This is a genomic window from Bradyrhizobium sp. USDA 327 (assembly GCF_041262065.1).
GTDB lineage: Bacteria > Pseudomonadota > Alphaproteobacteria > Rhizobiales > Xanthobacteraceae > Bradyrhizobium > Bradyrhizobium liaoningense.
Map to the genome: position 1 here is coordinate 497,978 of NZ_JBGCCW010000001.1, position 21,108 is coordinate 519,085.

Genomic DNA, 21,108 nt, shown 5'->3' on the forward strand with positions numbered 1-21,108 from the left:
GAACGTGGTCGTTGTTCGAACGCCACAAAGGAGGGACCGTTCCGTGAAACAGGTTATCACCATCGGGCTGGATCTGGCCAAGCACGTTTTCCAGGTTCACGGGGCGGATGCCGAGGGCTCACCCGTGTTCAACCGGAAGCTACGGCGCAGCGAAGTTCTGCGTTTCTTTGAGAAGCTGCCAGCATGCCTGGTGGGGATGGAAGCATGCGGTAGCGCCCACTATTGGGCGCGCGAGATCGCAGCTCTCGGTCATGAGGTCCGGCTCATTCCGCCGGCTTATGTCAAACCCTTCGTCAAGCGTGGCAAGACGGATGCGGCGGACGCTGAGGCCATCAGCGAAGCGGTGACCCGAAAGACCATGCGCTTCGTGCCGATTAAGACGGCTGAGCAACAGGCTGCCGCGATGGTGCTGAAGACCCCGCGCTCTTCTAGTGCGGCAGCGAACGCAATCGGTCAACGCGTTGCGCGCGCATCTGGCAGAATTGGGGATCATCGCCACCGCCGGCCTGGCAAAGGTTGAGGCGCTGGTCGCAATCATACGGGATGAGACAGATGCACGCCTGCCCGCAGCAGCGCGCTTCGCGCTGATGGCTATTGCCGACGAGATTGAAGCTTCAGCCGACCAGATCGAGAGGCTCGAGCGCGCAATCGTCGCGGAGGCCAAGCACGACGAGGACATGCGTCGGTTGACCACGATCCCTGGCGTCGGCGCCATTACGGCGGCGACCATCAAAGCGCTTGTGCCGGATCCCGGCGGGTTCAAGTCGGCTCGCCACTTTGCCGCCTGGCTGGGATTGACGCCGCGGCCTCATTCAAGCGGAGGCAAAGAGCGGTTGGGACGAATATCGAAGATGGGAAATCCAGAACTCCGCTCTCTCCTCGTTGTCGGGGCAACGGCCGTCTTGCGGCTTGTCCGAAACGACGTTCGGGCGCGGCCGTGGCTGAAGGCGCTTCTCGCCAGACGCCCCTTCAAGGTTGCCGCCGTCGCGCAGGCCAATAAGACGGCGCGGATCATCTGGGCGCTCCTGGACAAGGGTGAAATTTATCGGCGTCCCGACCCATTGGCGATTGCCGCGGTGACGCAGTGACCGCCAAAACGATCTGACCGGCGCAGGCCGGCAGAGGGCGAGGTGCAACAACAGGCGATGAACCCATGGGACGAAATCCCGAAACGAGTGAAGCTACTGCCCCCAATGCGCTCAAGCGCGTAAACTTGATTTAGCTCCTCGTTCCGCGGATCTCATCGAGGCCAGCGGCCATATTGTGCCGCGCGCAAAGGCCGGACATATGACCGCACCGTTCCAATGTGTGAAATCGACTGAAAAAGCTCTTGCCTCGCGGGCCGTTCCACATATGGGGGCAAGGTCACGTAGCCAACGCGTTAAGGGCCGCATCTTAGTGAGGCCTATAAATCGAGCGATATTTGCAGTGGCAGCCAATGAGATCGGTTAATCATTGTTCCTGACCGTTAGCTGACGATCGAGGTCGCAGCGGTCCGCTGGATGTGCCAGCTAAGAAGTGCATTCCAGACGTCTGCGGCTATGTACGAGCCGATTTGGACGCCATAAAACTGAATGGTTTTCACATAATTGACGCATTAGGACTGTTCAGCCTTTGCGAGAAGGCCGCAAGGGATCAAGTACACTCCCGCAGAAGCAGCAATGTCGCCCGGAGCTATCTGGTGCGGCAACTGCGAGCATCATGAAGTCTGGATTCCGCCGCCAATAGGAGAGCATGGCATGATGAGGGACAATTCATTGAAGACGAGATGAGGCCTCAAGAGCCGCCGACTTCGCATGCTCAAGCGTGATGTGCGCTCTGCCGGCGATGAGCAGTGAATGCCTGGCACCGATCAAGACTGCTTCGCCGCGGAGAGGCTCAATGGCGGACTTACATAAGTAGCGGGAAGATTCGATCGGCGGGTCGCCTAACTCAACGTACAGATCGTGCCGCCGCCCGTCCTCAGGCAACCGGCGGCACCGAGCGCAATTCGAGCACCAGAGGCATAACTAGAGGAGCGTGAGTGATGATAGACATCTACCGCTTTTGCGGATGGTGCGTTGTAGAGTGGTTCAGGAAAGCTGGGCCGAGAATCGCGGAGGTTGACTTGTTGCGCGACAACGTCCTCTACGTAGAGTTCAGGGCTATCCGAGAGGCAAAGGAGCGGGCGTGCGAGCGCAGGTGGTAGACAAGCTGGAGGCGGGCCGGGTGCAGCATGGCCGGTTCGCGACTGCTCCGGGATCAGGCCCTTGCGGTCTCTTCTTTGTGCAGGGGCCTTGCGGGTGTGAACTAAAGATAAGTGCATTTGTCCGTCCTGGGTGGGAGCATGTCGCTGTTTCGACACCGCGGCGTTGTCCAAACTGGGAGGAGATGTGCTTTGTCAAAGACATGTTCTGGGATGAAGAAGAGTGCGTCATGCAACTGCATCCGCCACATTCGCGTTATGTGAATAACAGCCGATATTGCCTTCATTTGTGGAGACCCATTTATCGAGACATTCCGATGCCGTCTCCGAGCTTCGTAGGCGTCGTTGGATTGAGTCCCTCAGATGCGGCAACGTTGTTCGCGCGGATGAGCGCGACAGCATGACGGACTGAGTTTACAATATCCGAGCACAAGGTGAGGCCGAGCGGGTGCACAAGCACCGGTTCGGCGTCCCGATGAGATGTCACAAGCGGGTGTATGTCAGGCTCGCTCGGCCGTTGCGGCGTGCAAGGCGGGCTGAGATGAAATGCCGCTGTCAAACAGGAGCAGCCTCAGAGCGAACAACAGCATCTCGCTCGCTGATAGCCGATCACGGGGCGAACTGGGGGCGCGAATTGCGCGCTCTTTGGAGGCGAAGTTTTGGGCGCCGGGCGGCGCGGCACGATGAGGGTGAGATCGATCTCAAGCCCACGACCGAGCCTGGTTTGGTGAAGGCATCGTCTAACGCAGCCATCATCCTGACTGAAGCTGAAATTACACGAGCGCGACCTCTTTCACTGTGCAAGAGTCACTAGCTGGTCGGCCACCGCCTCACACCTGCAGCAGCGCCCGGAAGCTGGGACTGTCGCACAGCCAATTTGCCATGACGGCGATAGCTTCCCTAAGCTTGTGTGGTGGCCAGCTCCTCGTCAGTTTGCCGCGATATCGGTCGCAGGCAAGATGTGAGCAGCGCGCCCTCTGAGGAGACGCACGCGGAAGAAGCCGGTGAACCAGCATGTATAATCGAGTCGATGGCGAATACGCACATACTGAGCAAGCTGAGGAATCGAGTTGGCCCGCAGACGGTAGCGAATGTGCCCAAACACTCACCGAAATCGCGCGGCTGGAGAGCCTGGCGCCCGGCGAATTGTTCGATAGAATGGGGCTCTGCTTCAGCAAGCCGCATACCTCAGATGCAATCGATGATAGTTCAAACACCTCGGGCCTCAGCACATCCTCTCTGTCCTCCAGCTCCGAGTTATCCGTTGCCACTAGCCCTGTCCGTCCTCTGTTCGATTACAGGACGGCGGAATTGCCCCAAGCCAATGTCAGTGGAATCTGTGTTGGATTGGCCGCGGAGTGGCTCCTTGATCTCCCAAGCAGCGCTTCCTCCCGAATGGGGGTTCTGCTCCCGGGCACGGAAAATCACCGCTCGGCGGCAAGACGGCAGGAACAGTCTGAAAAGCTTAAGACTCAATTGAAAGAGGATAAGGCGGAAGGGTCTCACAATTTCCAGGCAAAAAGCACAATCTTGCGTGACGCCGGCCTAGAACCATCTGCTGAAGAGACGCGATATAGGTTTGGTACATCTTCGTGCATCGACAAGATCGTAAACGAGCTTGCGCAGGATCCATCCGTCCATTTGGTCAGCTTGAAATTCGTCCAACCTGGCGCCAGCACCCACACGATTGCAACGGCAACGTCGAATGGAACGACGATCCTCTCTGATCCTAACTATGGCGAATTTACTGTTCCGTCAGATCGGGTCGGAGGGTTGTTTAAGAGTCTTGCCGAGCGCTATAGCACCCTGAACAAACGTGATATTTCGGCGGTCGTCACACAAAGGATCAGGTATGGGCATCCCAATGCAACGGACCTTGCCCTATTCCCGCGCGCGGAACCTCATCGGTAGACACGAGGCAGCCGCATCGCCCGCCTTGTTTCACCCGCCGCGGTTTCTGTGGATGTTCAATCGATGCTCTCGATGGAAGTTCTCTGGAAGTAGTGCAGAGAGGGGAATGTTTAGCGACATAGGTTCGCCGGTCACTGAGGTTTGTGAGCCCCGCGCCATCGCGTGTCAGAGCAATCGCCTGCGCTTCCTCTCAGGCCGGACCGGCGGCCCGTTAGGCTAACCTCCTCGTAGGGTTGCGTTACCCGACGCCCAATCGCGCTCAGGGGGCCGGTCGGCAACCAAGCATCCACAGAGTCGGCACTAGCTGGAGCCGATCTGCTTCGGAATCACCGCCAGCCGCTTTTATAGTGAGCTCACCAACCAAATAGCTGCTGCCGGGGGCATCGGCTTGCCGTCGCACCGGCGCCTCAAAGCCAGTCATCGCTCGCCACGAGCTCCGCGACAATCCGCCTTCTCTCGTCCCTGGACTTGATTGACGGCTTCGGTGAGGACCTCATCCGCGATCTGACTCAGTGATATTGCAGCGCTGTGTTGTTCCAAGCTTCTCAATGGAATTGTGCGCCGAGCTGGAGCACTCTTTCACGGATTAAAGTGCCGAATAGTGCGAGTGACATCGCGAAGTTTGGACGAGGAGTTCCTGCGCGGAGCGCTCGCATGGGGGGTATTTAGCTAATTCGGATGACCGGCGCCCGGTAGCGTGGATCCGATTACGCGGGAAGCAGCGGGGGCGCTGGTCGGGTGGATGGATCAGACGCTGTCTCTGCCGCGCATGCGCGACTGGTTGAAGTTAGCAGGAGCGTGACTCGGCGCCGAAATCCCCACGCATACTCGGGGCGAGCGCTGTCCCTACCACGCGCCGCTAACTTCAAGAGTCATTGTACACCGAATAGCTGTCCAAAAGCTGACGAACCCGACGGCATGCATCCGGCGAGAGCGCCTGCGCGGGTTCATGCCCTGCTGCCTAGCACCCAGCCATCTGCCTAGTGGACGACCAACGTAAAATATCGTTAGCATAGACACATTCCATCCCCTCAGCGCGTCGTGCCGGACGCGGTCCTGTCGCCGCCAAGGAACGGTCACAAGCAAGTTGAGCCGGGGCCTGCCGCCGCGCACATGGATAGGCCGATAGGCCCATGGGCTGTATTCTTCGTCGACTGGCAGGCTACAGACCGCTCGCTGCAAAAAACCCTGACATTATCGCCAGGGTTTTGCATGCCATCGAGAATTTAAGGAGGCCGATCAGAAGTCCATACCGCCCATGCCGGGGGCCGCAGGCATTGCTGGACCAGCCGTAGCCTTCTTCGGCAGCTCGGCAACCATCGCTTCCGTCGTGATCAGCAGCCCGGCCACCGAAGAGGCGTTCTGGACCGCGATGCGCACGACCTTGGCCGGGTCAATGATACCCTTGGAAACGAGGTTGCTGTACTCGCCTGTCTGGGCGTCGAAACCAAAAGAGTACTGCTCGTTGTCGAGGACCTTGCCGACCACGATCGAACCGTCCTCGCCGGCGTTGATCGCGATCTGGCGGGCCGGCCAGGACAGCGCCTTACGCACAATCTCGACGCCGGTCTTCTGGTCGTCGTTCTCGGTGCGCAGACCCTTGAGCTGCTCGGAAGCACGGAGCAGGGCGACGCCGCCGCCCGGGACGATGCCTTCCTCGACCGCCGCGCGGGTCGCATGCATCGCGTCATCAACGCGATCCTTGCGCTCCTTCACCTCGACCTCGGTCGCGCCGCCGACGCGGATCACCGCGACGCCGCCTGCGAGCTTGGCGAGACGCTCCTGGAGCTTCTCACGGTCGTAGTCCGAGGTGGTCTCCTCGATCTGCGCCTTGATCTGGGCCACGCGCGCCTCGATGTCGGCCTTCTTGCCGGCGCCGTTGACGATCGTGGTGTTCTCCTTGTCGATCATCACCTTCTTGGCGCGGCCGAGCATGTTGAGCGTGACGTTCTCGAGCTTGATGCCGAGATCTTCCGAGATCGCCTGGCCGCCGGTCAGGATCGCGATGTCCTGCAGCATGGCCTTGCGGCGATCGCCGAAGCCCGGAGCCTTGACGGCCGCGACCTTCAGACCACCGCGCAGACGGTTCACGACCAGGGTCGCAAGCGCTTCGCCTTCGACGTCCTCGGCGACGATGACCAGCGGCTTGCCGGTCTGCACCACGGCCTCGAGCAGCGGCAGCAGCTCGTTCAGCGAGGAGAGCTTCTTCTCGTTGATGAGGATGTAGGCGTCGTCCATCTCAACGCGCATCTTGTCGGCGTTGGTGACGAAGTAGGGCGAGATGTAGCCGCGGTCGAACTGCATGCCCTCGACGACGTCAAGCTCGGTCTCGAGCGACTTGGCTTCCTCGACGGTGATGACACCCTCGTTGCCGACCTTCTTCACCGCGTCGGCGAGGAACTTGCCGATCTCCTGGTCGCCGTTTGCCGAAATTGCGCCGACCTGGGCGATCTCGTCGTTCGAGGTGACCTTCTTGGAGTTCTTCTGAAGGTCCGCAACCACAGCCTCGACCGCAAGGTCGATACCGCGCTTGAGGTCCATCGGGTTCATGCCGGCGGCAACCGACTTGGCGCCTTCTCGCACAATCGCAGCGGCCAGGACGGTCGCGGTGGTGGTACCGTCGCCAGCAGCATCCGCAGCCTTCGAAGCGACCTCACGCACCATCTGGGCACCCATGTTCTCGAACTTGTCGTCGAGCTCGATCTCCTTGGCGACGGCAACGCCGTCCTTGGTAATTCGAGGTGCGCCGAACGACTTGTCGAGCACGACGTTGCGGCCTTTCGGACCGAGCGTGACCTGCACGGCGTTGGCGAGAATGTCGACACCGCGCAGCATACGGTCCCGCGCGTTTACTCCGAACTTCACTTCTTTGGCTGACATAGAAAATTCCTTCAGTCCCTATTAAGTCATCCTTTGGCGCGCCCGATGGGCTCTCCTCAGGAGGGGTGAGCTTTGCTGTGAATTAGGCGGCTTTCTTCTTGGAGAAGACATCGGTGAGAACACCCATCACGTCGCTCTCCTTCATAATCAACAGGTCTTGCCCATCGATCTTGACCTCGGTGCCGGACCACTTGCCAAACAGCACGCGATCACCGACTTCGATGTCGATCGGAATTAGCTTGCCGCTATCATCGTGGCCGCCCGGGCCAACTGCAATGACTTCGCCCTGCGATGGCTTTTCTTTGGCTGTGTCGGGGATGATGATGCCGCCGGCGGTCTTCTCTTCTGCGTCGATACGCTTGACCACGACGCGGTCGTGAAGCGGACGGAATTTCATAGAGGTCTCCTGAGCGTCTGAACAAGTTGGAGTTAAGCACAATGTGACAAGCAGCCCGTAGCAAGAGTCAGGCCAGAAATGCGCTAAGCGATCTGCCCTTCCAGTTCCGCTGAAGCATTCAGCGGCTGCGCGTGTGTTGTCCAGAAGCAAACGCGTAGAGGTGCACCAGCCCGCCCGCTGTCGTGAAAATGACATTGCGTTTCTTCGAATACTGCTTTGATCCCGGGAACACTTCAACGCTGCTCCGGGGGCCGTTGGACAGTTCGAAAGACTGCGCGTGTTGGCGGCGGTGCCGGCATTGCACGTGATCGCCTGACGGCACCATCTAGCAGCTGTGGCGGACAAAGCGTGCGGTCCACAAGCGGTGTCCAGCGGCGGCGCTCAAACCCTATTGAATTCACCCTGGTCATCGTGCCGGCAGCACTTGAAGAAATTTGCACGCGCCGCGAAAGCTTGATTGCGCCGGACATCGCGTACCGCTGTGCTTTCACGGTTGCGTTCCTCGCCTGCGTTTCCGAGGAAGAGAGTGCCGGGAGCTACTATCTGAGATGGCGGCCATGAGCCGAGAGCGCGCATTTTTGCGCAATTGTCATCGAGATGAGGGGCTGTTGCTATGCACGAGGGGCCACTCTGCTCGGCACGTGCCATAAATCATATCCGGCAGGTGGCGCTTGAACCAAGGCGTTCTTTCGGCTGGCAAAAAGCCAAGACGGCGATCTGACTCACTGAGGCCGCATTTTCCGGCGATAGGGTCGAGAATTGCATCGCGAGGTGCTCGATAGACTCCCTCCTTTTGATGTCGATGGCATCCAAACAGCTGTCGAGGATCGAAGGGATTGGCGGATTTAAGAGCAATATACCTTGATATACGTTGTGCAGCTGCTTCCGGCGTGTGATCGACTTCCAAGTCAAAATTCATCCGATCTCCGCGCACCATGGAAGAGCATCTGTGTCGTCCGTAGAAGTACATCAGCACATCGTCTCACTTCTGCAGAAGCCGAATCCGGTCATCCTGGATATTGGCTGCAATGATGGGACTGATACGCAAAAGTTCCTCGAGCTGTGCCCGCAACCCGAGCTTTACTGCTTTGAGCCGGACCCCCGAGCGATCGCGCGCTTCAAGAAGAAGCTCGGTCCATCCCTCAATAAGGTGAAGCTGCTAGAAATTGCCATCAGTGACCGAAACGGGACGATCGACTTCCATCCGAGTAATGCAGATGGGGATGCGAAAGATTGGGACCTGTCCGGTTCAATACGCCGCCCAAAGAATCATCTTACCGAGTATGATTGGGTCCGGTTTGATCGGCCTGTCTCGGTTGAAACACGGCGGCTTGACGACTGGTGCAGCGAAGCCAAATTGGACGGAGTCGATTTCATCTGGATGGACGTTCAGGGAGCCGAAGCCGACGTTATCGCCGGCGGTATGCGGACCTTGAGCAACACGCGCTTTATCTACACCGAATATAGTGATCGCGAGCTCTACGAAGGGCAGTTGAGCCTGCAAGCCATTCTTAGCTTATTGCCATCATTTGAAGTGGCGGCTCACTATCCGCGCGCAGTGGAAGGTGATGTATTGCTCAGGAATACGCGTGTCTAGCAGCTACTCATATCTAGCGTCTCATTCATGCCGCGCCTGATCAACGGACTCTGTGATGGCCGCACCCGCACAACGGTGATCGTCAAGGCGGGCGGCTATCGTTAGCCCGATTGGTGTGCGGTTTCGGGCCGGCGTGAGCGCCAGCCGGTCCGTAGGGTGCGGCCAGCGCCATGGCAGTCAGCGGGTCCATCCGATCCTGAGGAGCTAAGGCCGTGGCGCCGTGGCGCTGCCGTGGCGATCGGACAGCCGATGTAGCAGCAAGGCGTTCGCACATTCATGACGCCGCTTCGTCGGTTCCGCTCTACCGGCAGTCGCCAGGATCTACTGCCGATCACGCCAATCCATCGCGCGGCCTCGTCGGCGCGCCCCAAACCGGGTCTAGCTTGCTAATGTCACTCCATCCCAACGGCAGAGGGCTGGCTGTATTGGAGGGCTGACATGGGTCTCTTCAGCCGGAAGATGGCCGGTTAGGCGATGCGCGATCTCATGCGGCCGCAGCGTCTCTTCCGCGCCGTCGATGCCGATCCGCCAGCAGCGGCCAAGAGCCAGATTGATCCATCATTCCGATGGAGGTGCACGGTACGCTTCACATCAATGTCGTACTGCCCTTGCCAGTGTCGGCGTGCCGCATCGATAAGCGGCAAGGTCGAGTGCCAGGATATTGCGCCGTGCAGTGCTGCACCGTGCGCCCAGGCGGCACAGCCCGCGAGAGTCGAGCCCCGTCGCTCGGTGATTTGGAAAGTTCGTCGGTTGAACCGCGAGCCGTTGCGCAGAAATTCAGGTAGATCCCGCTCGGCACGTCAATGATCGGGCAGGGGCGTAGAGGCTCAAAAAACATCGCCGTGTTTGGATGACGAACGAATGGTCCAGGATACGAGGTTTCGTTTTGAAGGAGGGAGAGCCCAGTAGTGTCTTTGTTCACATTGAAACAAGGTCGCCACGTCCTCAGCAGCAGACCACATCATGACGCCGGTCCGGTAATCCATTCGCGTGGCCTGTTGCCCGCGCCTGATCCCCTTACTTCATGGAAAGCCGGGCTGTATTGCAGTTCCGAGCAGGGCGAGGCCAGCACTCTGAAGCGTTCCCTCGTTTAAAGCTGCGTGCTGGGCAACCACGAAGCTGTCGCACATGGCGCGTGCTAGATTGCTGCTGGTATAGAGCGCCTCAGTTCCAGCAAGACCGCTCGAGATCCTGCAGACCTCAGCGCCCTGCCGCGCGGCGTTCGTCGCGGCGAGCCGCACTTGCATCGTGGTGCTCAGATTTACCTCGCCCGTGAGCGCTTGCTTCCACAGCTCTTCCGTGGCCTCGTAAAAGAAGGAACGAGCGGAACGTAGCATGGATTCGGCTTTGGCGATTTCAAGTTGGACATAGCCGCGCTGAGCCATCACGGGCGCTCCAGTGATCGAGGCGCGGCTTCCGGCCATGGCGATCACCTCGTCTATTGCGGCTCGCGCAATCCCGATGCCGACGATCGCATGCGCTTGCGCAGCGAAAGCGACGGACGGATAACGATAGATCGGCCCATCAAGTGTCACCGGACCGCCGCGGATCAAGGTCCATTGCTCTGGCACAATGACGTCGCTGACGACAACGTCGTGGCTTCCGGTGCCTCGCAGTCCGATGACGTCCCAATTGGGCCGGATTGTAACCTTCTCTGCCGGAATCACCGCTACACGCGGGAGGTCTCCGGCCGGATCGTCTTCCAGTGTTATACCAACTCCTATCAAATCCGCCCCGGGCGAGCCGCTAGCGAATGGCCACACGCCGTTCACGACAAATCCGTCGGCGCATCGCCTGGCGGGCTGGAGCGGGAAGAGCGCACCCGCCAATACGACGTCAGGTCCATTGGCGTACACTTTTCGAAGCGTGTCGTCCGGAAGAGCAGCGAGGTAGCGAGCTCCATCCCCGAAGCTGGCGACCCAACCGGCGGATCCGTCGGCCTGGGAGATGCGCTCGATCTGGCGGCAAAATTCGGCTGGTGTTCGCTCCTCGCCGCCGAATCGCTTCGCGACCATAGCCCGATAGATGCCGATGCGCCTGAAGCCGTCGATGATCTCTTTTGGAATTTCCTGCGCGGGGCCAAACTCGTTGCGACGCGCACGGATCTCGACAAGTAGCGGCGACAGATTATCCCAGGTCGCAGCCGCGGTGTGGGATTCGGGACATTGCTTTTCGGGTGAAGCGTTCATAAATCGTCCTCCGCGTCTTGTGCCGATCATGGTCGCGCGTCATTCATGGACTGCGCACGGGGCGAAACTGGGTGATACCATACCGGCGGGAGGACATTCTCAGAGTTGTCGCAGTTGATATCGCTTGCATGTGATTGCGCACGGTAGCTTCCCAATTTACGGGCCGGGAAGCTAGACTGAGATGGAGCTGTTGCCGTTGCATGGAGGCTGGCCGGCAAAACAGCCGGTAGGCGGCGGCGCGATATCGGCCGTCGTTGCCGGACTGGGTCTCCGGCGGTTGATCGGGGCATGCGATGTCATGTCCTCTCCATGGACGTGTGCTCACACGTCGGACAAGCCGGGTCGAACCAAGTGTGGAGTTCCTGAGTTATGCTCGGGAGAGCGCTCAAGCCTGCGACTTAGTTTTCATCGTTCCAGCAATCGGCGTGCCATTAAGCATGTCTGCCGGCCTTGTCCGAATCTCGCGAGATCATTCCGCCGCGCGGTGCCAGCACATGCTCGTGAATTTCGTGTATACTTTCCGCCAATGTCATTGACTCAACAAACCGCAAGCAAAACGACAGAAGCGGACCTCGTTCGCCGACCGGCCAGATTCAACGTTAATGCCAAAATTAGCACCCGCTCCGATCTCCCGATGCCACCAACAGCCCAATAGCCGTTCGTGCGACTGCGGGTGAGCGCCTGGTTAGAAGCGGACCTCCAGACAGCTGGTGTTCAGCAAACGCACGGAGCTCAAGACGCTGAATTACGCGATCAAATCTGTTCGAGGTGACTGCAAGAGTACCCGGCTCATGCAAGCAAAGACAAGGCGCTTCGAAGAGGCCCCGGGGAGCTTAGGAGGCTCGTTGCAGCACACGAGCTGTCTACCTTCTGTCCTACAGGACTCAAGAAATTCGGGCAGAATTCTGACCTGTCGACCCCTTTTGCAGCCGCCGGCGCCTCCATCTTCGGCGGTTTTCCAATGCTTCCGATTTTGGCCGAGCTTGCCAAATTCGCGCAGCATGCCCGCACTACGAGCGTTGCAACTGATGAGGGATCCACGTTCTGAAGCTAGTCTTCTGTTTCCTACTGAGCGACGCCGTGGTTGAAGAGCTTGCTTGCCAAGTCGATCGGTTGCCAGATGATTTCTGGCTGGCAGACGGTGCGCAACACTTGAATCATTGTTCTGGTATTCGCCTGGGCTGACAAATCTGGCACAATTTACTGTGTCCGCAGCAACTAACAACCTGATGGGCTTCGCGTACACACTATGCAATCTGCAAGCTGCCAGTTTCGTCTCGTATCGACCTCGTTATGGAGGACGGATAGTAAATTGTGCAAGTGGGCGGGTCGTGCGATTGTGCGCAATATCAGGCAGTGCATGCGAGATCGTGGTGAAAACAACCATGCTTTCAACGGCATCATCATTGCGGGCCGGGTCCCTTGGCGGCGAACGAGACTATCTAACGAATGATGGATGCGGCTGGCCTACTGGCGCGGGTGGCATGTTCGTTTACAGACCGGGCGGCCAGTCCTGCTGGTTGTTCTATGTGATCTGCAGCCCTGGCTGAGCTTGGTGATAAAGCAACACCATTCATGGCGTGCTCGATCGGAGCCAGAAGATCTCAGGATCGTCGCCGGCTCTGGAGTTCACAGCCAGGCAATGCGCTTTATCGCGATCTGCTGCCGGAACCACGCTATTGGGTTTGCAACTCAATATGGAGGCATGAACGCTGTCGGACGCGTTAGGTGCGTTTTTTGATGCTCGCCGCGTGTTGCTAGCATGAGTACGTAGAACATGAGCAGAATCAAGACGCCACGCATACCGAAGCACTTCCCGAGTTGATCATTTATTGTGGAGCGGATGGTATCCGGGGCATTTGTCGCAGACGATGGACCAAACAGCGGAGCGGAAGGGCCGTATCGCACGGCAGATGATTTGCCTCGGGTGTGAATGTGCTAGTGTCAGCTGACAATATCGACCTTACCGTTGTCGATCCGATACAGGGCCCCGACGACTTTCAGCCGGTTCTGCTCGACTGCAGCCTTCAGAATAGGGCCCGTCGATCTGAGTTTGTTGACATTGTCGATCACATTGTTTCGGGTTGCGCGGGCGGATGTATCGCCGGCCTGCCCTAGAGATGCGTTCACGGCGGGAGCAAGTGCGGTCACCAGGGCTGAAATGTGCCCTGGCGGCGGCTTATCTTGATGGAGCGACTTGATCGTAGCGTCTATCGCGCCGCAATGATCGTGGCCTAGTACGAGGATTAGCGGCGTGTTCAGTACTGCGACCGCATATTCCATACTGGCGAGTGTATCATCATTAGCGAAGTTGCCGGCGACGCGGCAGACAAACAAATCACCTAGCCCGCTGTCGAACACAAATTCGGGCGCCACGCGAGAGTCGGCGCAGCTCAGAACCGCCGCATATGGATTTTGGCCTTCGACCAAAGCCGAACGCTCGCGCCTAAGATCGTCGGCTCGTGATGCACCCTGGACATAACGTTCGTTTCCCATCAGCAGCCGCTTCAGGGCAGCATCTGGCGACAGCAGGTTATCTGGCTTGGGCGTGCTTTTTGCTTCCTTCGCATCGGCGATCTTATTGCCGAATCGCAGGAAAACTGTCGACGCAGCAAACAACAACAGCGAACGGCGCGAACGCGCGGTCCTGGTTAAATGGTACATATTTGGAGAATTGGCTGCATGCATGTGTCGCCTCAACGCACGGCCTTACGCCACCCGGTGGCTTCGGCTTCCGCTTCGCTACAAAACCAGCGTTCGCTACGCTTCTTCGTCATGTCGATTAGTTCGTAGCTGGCTTGCCCTGGCAGGTGATAGATCCGCTCGCCGCTGCGCTCGACAGTGCCTTTTATCAGGCACTCGGGGGACGGCGGTTCCGACAGCAGGACGGATCCGAGCAGTACTTCCTGCGCGTCGATCGGAACCGACCACGCGCCGACGATAATCGTGCCCTTATTGCGGCGAGGCCAGTCCCAGGGAGCGATGAACGCTCCCGACCACAGTCCCGTATGGGCTGTGCTTGCCGCCAACTCATAGACAGCGTGAGATGGAGCAGTCGATAGTGCCCAGCCCGAGCGTACCATCCAGACGTTCACATTCTCGCCTTCGATGAAGCAGTTACCGAGGGCTCGTCTGTACTCATCGACTCTCTGGGTATGACAATCCCAGGTTCGCCCATTTGAATGCTTGATAAGCTCGTCGCGAGCAGCTACGCCGCAGGCCCATTTCCGGCCCTCGACGTCGAGACAAATCTGGTCCGTCTCAGGAGCTTCGATGCCTGAGAGCCGAACGTTGGTTTTGTCGATCTCGATCGTATTGCCGTCGAGGATGCGCGGAGCACCGCTGAACGTCGCGGCGCAGACCGGAGATGTGACGAGAGCGAGCAATGCGAACATAATTCCGCGGTTCTTCATCCCGACAACAACCTTTCGCTCCTGATCCACGTTTCACGCACGACACGGTGCCGATACATTCGACTGCTTGACAGCGTTACGTCCGTTATTCCGCCGGCATTTCCGACGCGCTTTATGAGGGCTTCGCCGGAACGCGAACCTACGGCCTGACGCTGCGTAAGGATCAAGTGATTTCTTTGGGGCGTGCGGCGCTATTCTTCGAGCATCAGCGGCTCTCTCACTAGGACCGCGCTTTACTCTCTCCACCTGAGGGGAGATCCTCGCGGGCGGCGCCGAACTGGCGATGCTGAACAAACCCGAACCCCGGAACGTTGTCTTTGCAAAAAAAAGTGGCCGACGATGAAGCGCTGGCTCGCGCTGGAGTCAGGCGTGGAGCATCAACCTTGGTCTGGTTGGCGACGGTTTCCATCGGCAAAATGGCCGCTGCCAACGGTTCTGCAATGAAATTTCGCACTTCACACGAAAAGATGTGAAAAAGATCGGTCTGGCTTTCTCTGGCCGATTTAGAAGAAGACGCAATGGAGTTCAGGGTAGACGCCCGCGCATAACTTAACCTTCTTACGCCCGGCAAGATTGATCGTTGATGTCGACCTGGGCAGGTGGAGCAGAGTTAAACAGGCGTTTTCCATGCTTCGAAATCTGGATCGATGACATGCAGACGAATGGGTGCCAGCTAAGCTAGGGTCGAGCCAGTCTGGTCCTCGACGTTTTCTTGCGTACGGCCCCTGAGCTTCCCGGCCTGCGCGCTCGGAAATGCGCAAGCGCTCAGCGGTATGCCGGGTCGCTACCGGTGAACGTCTCCCGGTAACTTCCTCGCCGGTTTCGTCTCACACCCAGTTCCTGGTGCCTTCGACGTTGCTATACTCACGCACAGTGGTGTCCTCACACCGGCTGGAGTGAAGGCGGGAAAACCACATCTCGCAAGCTCGTGCGCGCCGCTGACACTAGGCGGAACAAACGCAATCGCGCGGCCGACCTTCTTGCGACGGGCCGGACTGCTGCGAGAAAGGCACCCGGACCGTTGCGGAAGCTAAAACAAAGCAAGTGCCGAGCGCGTATGTCTTGCAGTCGGTCCGAGGCACTGGGCCATGGAGGAACTGCGGCGCGATGTTGCTCTGCGGCAGTTTACTCGGGCCTTCGCTCTCCTAAGTCTTCCTCTTCATTTGGCTCGGTGCGTTGGAACCAGGAGCCAGGGGCAAATTTCGCGATGCGCTTGGCAAAGGAGGATTGTGGCTCCCAATCCTGTCCTTCTCTCTTTTCGAAAGTGATGACCCCGTTGTGTGCAAAATAACGTGGTCCTTGGATACTACAATTCACCAAGAGCAGAACGCGCCACACGTCACCCGTCTCGGCCGGTTTGCCATTCCGCTTCGGTAAGTAGTCCACTCCAACTGGTTCAATGATAGTACAGCGGCCCTGCCGCAGAAGATCGCCGAGCCGGCCTTGCGGGGTGGCCACGAAGTTGAAGTTGGCCGGATCATGCAGAAAGCGAAGATTTGCGTCCCTTTCGCCATCTGCGACTTCACTGGCGATCAGGGAGAGCGCCAGGGCGCGCCAGCCCAATTCCATCGGCTTCGCATAAGTCGACGCAAGTTCAAACGTGCCGTCGAGGGCGATCTTCCAGGTGATAACGTACTGTTCGTCCGATTTGTTGTCCCGGTGTCTGGTCCACGAAACGAAAATAAAGTCGTTTTGGCCAAGTTCAATAACGCCCCACATTTGAGGCACGAACTGTGCCACCTTCGAGACATTGGAGATAATTTGTTCTATCGTCTCACCATCTTGCGCTCGCCAAGTTGACTTCAATCGTTCGACAAGGGGGCTGTCGCTGGCCCGAATATTATTGCTCATGGCAGCCGGCCAGGCGAGGCAGATTAAAAATCCGACCAAGCAAAGCCATAGCGCGGGTCTTCCAGACATTCTCTTCATAACCCTCGGCCTATCGCGTTTCATCCAAACATCTTGTAAAGCAGGCAACCTCGAACCTGCTATGAGCCATCGCAAGAAGTTTACGGGATGCGACGTGGCACCCGCTGGCTGTCCCGCGCGATCAGGCGCTCCCTGTATGTCATGCGCAGCTAACTTCCCCGACAGCGACTGCGTCAGTTGGCTGAGCTGGACCTGCCCAGCAGGAGGAGACTGGGCATGCCGAGGGTCTGCATTCTTCGTGCCAGGCAATAGGCGGAAATTTTCACAGAGTTTGTGTCGCTCTTGTCGACTTTCTGACCTTTGCACGTTTTCGGTGTTCCTATTCAGTGTATCCGCCGCAGCTTGTGCATCCTTGTCCCGCACCGGATATTTAGCAGAAGAGTTGAACGCCTCGATGCCGGATGCCTGATGGACGGAAGTGCGTTTGCCGCTATTGAGCTGTGTGGTTCGCTATCGTGCCGCCGGCGTTCGAGCTGCATGATTGCCAGCGGCACCAAGCCGGCTTGATCCCGGCTTTGAAGTCTGGGTGGCACGCAAATCAACCCCTCGCCTCGTATGTTGCTAAATTCCGCCACGTGCCTTGGCCTATTCGCTGCAGATCCTTTAGTTGAGAGAATAGCTGGCTAGCCGAGGTGCTGGGCGAAACTCTGGAAATCGCAAGGCCGCATCGAAAGCATTCTGATAGAAACGTCGGTACTCCCGCCGGAAGGCTGCTTCTGTCCCTTTCATCGATCTAGCGTGCGGCTCCGCCTCAAGGCAGCTCCGGATGCTATTCCGGTATCTGAGAAGGATATGTCTGATTATGACATCTCTGATTAGAGAATGTTTCTGGATGGTGGTAAGTCACAGAGATGCACGGTCATTCGGCTAGCAGATGTCGCAGATTAGCTTGCACATAATCTGAGAGGTTGACGGAAGAGTTCTCGTGCCGATAATCCAAGTCGTCGAGGTTCTCCGGTTCCCATTGATCCGGAGCTAAGAGGGAAGCCGGTGCAAATGCCGGCGCTGCCCCCGCAACTGTAAGTGGCGAGCCGCTGTCCAACGATGTCACTGAAGCCTGCACGGCTTCGGGAAGGCCGGACAGCAGCGATGACCAGCAAGCCAGGAGACCGGCCCCGACAATATATTGGTCCACGGGCGGGGTGTCTCGGTGGTACGCCAAGCAGCCGTCGCACGCGCGACTTCTCCTGCCTGCGTCCGCCATGGCCTTTGTCCCCAACAGGGGTTAACGCGATGTCTCCTCTCTCTCTTCCAGTTGCTACGCTCGGAACGCCACGCATCGGCCCAAGGCGTGAGCTCAAGCTCGCTCTAGAAAGCTACTGGTCTGGAAAGATTAGTGAACAGCAGTTGTACGAAGACGCATCCGGCCTACGCGCAGCGAACTGGGCTCGTCAAAAATCGCTCGGCGTCACGATCATTCCGTCAAACGACTTCTCGCTGTATGATCAGGTGCTTGATACAAGTGTCATGGTTGGCGCCATCCCGGAGATCTACGCCTCGAGCGGAGAATCCGTTTCGCTCCAGACGTACTTCGCCATGGCCCGCGGATCGCAATGCGGCGATCAGGATGCGAGTTGCGACCAGAGTACGCGGGGATCTGGCGTGCCCGCGCAGGAAATGACCAAGTGGTTCGATACCAACTACCACTACATGGTTCCCGAGTTTTACCGGGGACAGGCGTTCAGACTGTGCTCTCGCAAACCCGTCGAAGAGTATGAGGAAGCCAGGGCTCTTGGCTTTCAGACCCGCCCTGTCCTGATCGGGCCGGTCACATTTTTAAAGCTCGGCAAGAGTACCGATAGCGCGTTCCAGCCCCTCTCTCTCCTCGATGATCTGATACCTGTCTATATCGACCTTCTGCATGAATTAGCCAAACGAGGGGCAAGTTGGGTTCAGTTTGATGAGCCCTGCCTGGTCCTTGATCTGGATGAGGCGGCGCGACAATCGTTGCTGCACGCCTATAACCGGTTCGCAAAGGAGGGACCCGCTATCAAGATCATGCTTGCGAGCTATTTCGGCGCCCTAGGCGACAATCTGGATACTGCCTTGAGCCTGCCAATTTCCGGTCTGCACGTCGATTTGGTTCGAGCGCCAGAACTATTGGATCAGATCATTGCTGACGGCCGAAGTGATCTCGTCATGTCGCTCGGTGTCATCGACGGCCGCAATGTGTGGCGGTCGAACTTGCCGTCGCTCCGTCAGCGGCTGAAGCCCTCGATTGCGAAGCTTGGCAGGCACCGTGTACAGCTCGCTCCGTCCTGCTCGCTGCTTCACGTGCCGGTCGATGTTGAACTCGAGACCGGGCTCGCGTCCGACGTCAAGAGCTGGCTTGCTTTCTCGGTTCAGAAGATGCGTGAGCTTGCGATCCTGGCGCGGGTACTCGCAGGCGACCAGAATGTTGGGCTAGCTCTTGCCGAGTCGGAATGCGCCGCGACTGCCCGCCGGACCTCGCCGAAGATCCATAATGCCAACGTCGCTGTCCGAATGAGGGCGATCGATCAGACGATGCGCCAGCGCGCCACCCCGTTTGCCCGTCGTTCCGAGATCCAAAGGGAACGCTTTGGACTGCCGGCTTTTCCTACCACGACGATAGGATCGTTTCCGCAGACCGCAGCGGTGCGAAATGCTCGCGCGGCGCATGCGCGAGGTGCGATGAGCGAGGAGCAATACGACAGGTTCCTCAAAGAGGAGATAGCCCGCGCCGTACGTTGGCAGGAGGACATCGGTCTTGACGTCCTCGTGCATGGCGAATTCGAGCGTAATGACATGGTGCAGTACTTCAGCGAGCAACTCGCCGGCTTCGCATTTACAAGGAACGGATGGGTTCAGTCCTATGGTTCGCGCTGCGTTAGGCCCCCGATCCTGTTTGGCGATGTAGTGCGGCCGAAGCCGATCACCGTGGAATGGTGGCGCTACGCGCAATCACTAACTGGTAAGCCGATGAAGGCGATGTTGACCGGACCGGTGACGATCCTGAACTGGTCGTTTGTTCGCGATGATATTCCTAGAAGCGAGGTCTGCCGTCAGCTTGCGCTCGCGATGCGCGATGAAGTCCGCGATCTCGAGAATGCCGGTGCAGCCATAATACAGATCGACGAAGCTGCACTCCGCGAAGGATTGCCATTGCGCCGGTCGGACTGGAAGGCATATCTCGATTGGGCCGGAGATTGCTTCCGCCTCTGCTCATCGGGCGTTACCGATCAAACGCAAATCCATACACATATGTGCTACTCAGAGTTTAACGACATCATCGGTGCGATCGCTGCAATGGATGCGGATGTCATTTCAATCGAGACGTCGCGATCGAAAATGGAGCTACTGGATGCGTTCAGGAAGTACGAATATCCAAATCAAATCGGACCGGGCGTGTACGACATTCACTCTCCACGCGTCCCCGAGACGGGCGAAATGAAGGAGCTGATGGTGCTAGCTCGGACGCGTTTGCAGGATTCGCAGCTTTGGGTCAATCCGGACTGCGGCCTAAAAACGCGCAAATGGGAGGAGGTTCGGCCGGCGCTCACCAACATGGTCGCTGCCGCGCGCGAACTGCGCGCTGCATCCGATCCGCAAATCGGTTGATCCCGAGCTCCGGTCTGTTCTCAACAAAGCTAATTCGGTTGTGGTGATTTGCGCTTTCCACAATATCGAGGCTACCATTGCCGCCGACATGATGCCCGGTCCACTTCGTGGACCGGGGAAGGTACGGTCTCGGAGAAAAGACGGTGACGCGTTGCGCTAGTTTCGTTGGCCGGGGTAGAATTGCCGGCTGCTCGATCACGGCGACAACATTCGCCGAAAATCTGCAACCCATGTAAGCAGAAGTGTATTGCAGCTAATCATGCCGTGGTACGCGGCCGTATAGGTTGAGATTTGGAAATTTACGCCGAGATTTGTCGCTCATGGGCACGTTGGCAACGGCCGCGACAGCAATGAGAAAACTAATGCTTGACGGACACCGCAAGGCACTCGGCGCGGATTCGGTCCGCTCGGAGATGCCGTCAGGCTCCCTCATTCGATCCACGAGATAGTTTCAGAAGAGAGGACGGCGAAGGCAGTCCGTACCCCAACTCACACCAATCCATTTGGGATAACGGCGCTATCCGGGCCACATACGCCAATGCGTCGGCCGCACCGCGATTTGCTCTCCGGTATTCGCGTTGATCCATCCGCCGAAGATCCGGCGGCAAGGAAAGACCACCCGGTGAATTGAATTACCCTCGATCACGGCAATCTCCAGATCCTGATCGAAGGGCGGCGCCTTTCCAAGCTGCTCCCATGTCAGATCATTAGATCCTGGCCGGTGTTCATAGCTGCGGGGTGACAAATTCAGATACCTTGTTAACACTGCGCACATCGCTTGGGTTCTGCGCGGACAGGCCGACGCCGATATCGTTCGGACGACCCGCGTCTCGATCGCGTCAGCCGCGGCGGAGGGATATCGGCTTTGCGCTGTTGTGACGGAACATGATCCGCTCGCGAACTGAAATATTTGGATCTGCGCCAGGAAACGACATCTGAGCTTTTGTCGAATTGATTTGGATCAGCTCAAGGCCTCGGCCATTGATATTTGTAGATGTGCTGCACCAGTTTTACTGGACTGCAGCTCC

General features: G+C 58.1%; 11 protein-coding genes, 1 pseudogene and 1 riboswitch. Of the genes and pseudogenes, 5 read left to right on the plus strand and 7 right to left on the minus strand.

Annotated elements, in window-relative coordinates; translation table 11 throughout:
* Positions 1-43: 43 nt before the first annotated feature.
* From ABIA42_RS02165 to ABIA42_RS02175, 3 genes and pseudogenes are all read left to right on the plus strand, one after another.
* Positions 44-1,088, plus strand: a pseudogene (locus ABIA42_RS02165) (IS110 family transposase).
* Positions 1,089-2,026: 938 nt separating this feature from the next.
* Positions 2,027-2,188, plus strand: coding sequence for a hypothetical protein (locus tag ABIA42_RS02170; RefSeq protein WP_014497793.1), 162 nt, complete (start codon positions 2,027-2,029; stop codon positions 2,186-2,188).
* A 1,011-nt stretch (positions 2,189-3,199) separates the two neighbouring features.
* Positions 3,200-4,096 (plus strand): YopT-type cysteine protease domain-containing protein, encoded by an 897-nt coding sequence (locus ABIA42_RS02175; protein ID WP_095426903.1) that lies wholly within the window; start codon positions 3,200-3,202, stop codon positions 4,094-4,096.
* Positions 4,097-5,335: 1,239 nt separating this feature from the next.
* On the opposite strand, the gene groL is transcribed toward ABIA42_RS02175, so the two are convergent.
* Both groL and ABIA42_RS02185 read right to left on the minus strand, forming a co-directional pair.
* The gene (gene groL / locus ABIA42_RS02180; RefSeq protein WP_011084855.1) at positions 5,336-6,976 is read right to left on the minus strand and encodes a chaperonin GroEL; all 1,641 of its coding nucleotides are present in this window, start codon (positions 6,974-6,976) and stop codon (positions 5,336-5,338) included.
* An 82-nt stretch (positions 6,977-7,058) separates the two neighbouring features.
* Positions 7,059-7,373: a co-chaperone GroES gene (locus ABIA42_RS02185; RefSeq protein WP_011084856.1), complete on the minus strand. Its 315-nt coding sequence runs from the start codon at positions 7,371-7,373 to the stop codon at positions 7,059-7,061.
* Between the two features lie 949 nt (positions 7,374-8,322).
* Between ABIA42_RS02185 and ABIA42_RS02190 the strand changes: the two genes are divergently transcribed.
* Positions 8,323-8,970: an FkbM family methyltransferase gene (locus ABIA42_RS02190; protein ID WP_028144322.1), complete on the plus strand. Its 648-nt coding sequence runs from the start codon at positions 8,323-8,325 to the stop codon at positions 8,968-8,970.
* Between the two features lie 1,022 nt (positions 8,971-9,992).
* Here the strand turns inward: ABIA42_RS02190 and ABIA42_RS02195 are convergent.
* The 5 genes from ABIA42_RS02195 to ABIA42_RS02215 form a co-directional block, all read right to left on the minus strand.
* Complete coding sequence (locus ABIA42_RS02195; RefSeq protein WP_174719440.1) at positions 9,993-11,159, minus strand: flavin-dependent monooxygenase; 1,167 nt, start codon at positions 11,157-11,159, stop codon at positions 9,993-9,995.
* A 1,944-nt stretch (positions 11,160-13,103) separates the two neighbouring features.
* Entirely contained in the window at positions 13,104-13,847 is a 744-nt protein-coding gene (locus ABIA42_RS02200) for a carbonic anhydrase (protein WP_028144320.1), read from the minus strand.
* Between the two features lie 8 nt (positions 13,848-13,855).
* Complete coding sequence (locus ABIA42_RS02205; RefSeq protein ID WP_342291666.1) at positions 13,856-14,572, minus strand: thermonuclease family protein; 717 nt, start codon at positions 14,570-14,572, stop codon at positions 13,856-13,858.
* A gap of 220 nt (positions 14,573-14,792) precedes the next feature.
* Positions 14,793-15,143: a hypothetical protein gene (locus tag ABIA42_RS02210; protein WP_145643067.1), complete on the minus strand. Its 351-nt coding sequence runs from the start codon at positions 15,141-15,143 to the stop codon at positions 14,793-14,795.
* Positions 15,144-15,697: 554 nt separating this feature from the next.
* Positions 15,698-16,423, minus strand: a complete 726-nt coding sequence (locus tag ABIA42_RS02215) for a nodulate formation efficiency C protein (RefSeq protein ID WP_224516888.1) — start codon at positions 16,421-16,423, stop codon at positions 15,698-15,700.
* Between the two features lie 1,008 nt (positions 16,424-17,431).
* A riboswitch (cobalamin riboswitch) is annotated at positions 17,432-17,634 on the plus strand.
* 100 nt (positions 17,635-17,734) lie between these two features.
* Here ABIA42_RS02215 and metE point away from each other — a divergent pair.
* Entirely contained in the window at positions 17,735-20,080 is a 2,346-nt protein-coding gene (gene metE / locus ABIA42_RS02220; protein ID WP_028144317.1) for a 5-methyltetrahydropteroyltriglutamate--homocysteine S-methyltransferase, read from the plus strand.
* Positions 20,081-21,108 lie beyond the last annotated feature (1,028 nt).

Coding starts and splice junctions, on each gene's coding strand:
- ABIA42_RS02170 (WP_014497793.1), top strand. CDS start 2,027: ATGATAGACATCTACCGCTTTTGCGGATGGTGCGTTGTAGAGTGGTTC.
- ABIA42_RS02175 (WP_095426903.1), top strand. CDS start 3,200: ATGTATAATCGAGTCGATGGCGAATACGCACATACTGAGCAAGCTGAG.
- groL (WP_011084855.1), bottom strand. CDS start 6,976: ATGTCAGCCAAAGAAGTGAAGTTCGGAGTAAACGCGCGGGACCGTATG.
- ABIA42_RS02185 (WP_011084856.1), bottom strand. CDS start 7,373: ATGAAATTCCGTCCGCTTCACGACCGCGTCGTGGTCAAGCGTATCGAC.
- ABIA42_RS02195 (WP_174719440.1), bottom strand. CDS start 11,159: ATGAACGCTTCACCCGAAAAGCAATGTCCCGAATCCCACACCGCGGCT.
- ABIA42_RS02200 (WP_028144320.1), bottom strand. CDS start 13,847: ATGCATGCAGCCAATTCTCCAAATATGTACCATTTAACCAGGACCGCG.
- ABIA42_RS02205 (WP_342291666.1), bottom strand. CDS start 14,572: ATGAAGAACCGCGGAATTATGTTCGCATTGCTCGCTCTCGTCACATCT.
- ABIA42_RS02215 (WP_224516888.1), bottom strand. CDS start 16,423: ATGAGCAATAATATTCGGGCCAGCGACAGCCCCCTTGTCGAACGATTG.
- metE (WP_028144317.1), top strand. CDS start 17,735: ATGTCTCCTCTCTCTCTTCCAGTTGCTACGCTCGGAACGCCACGCATC.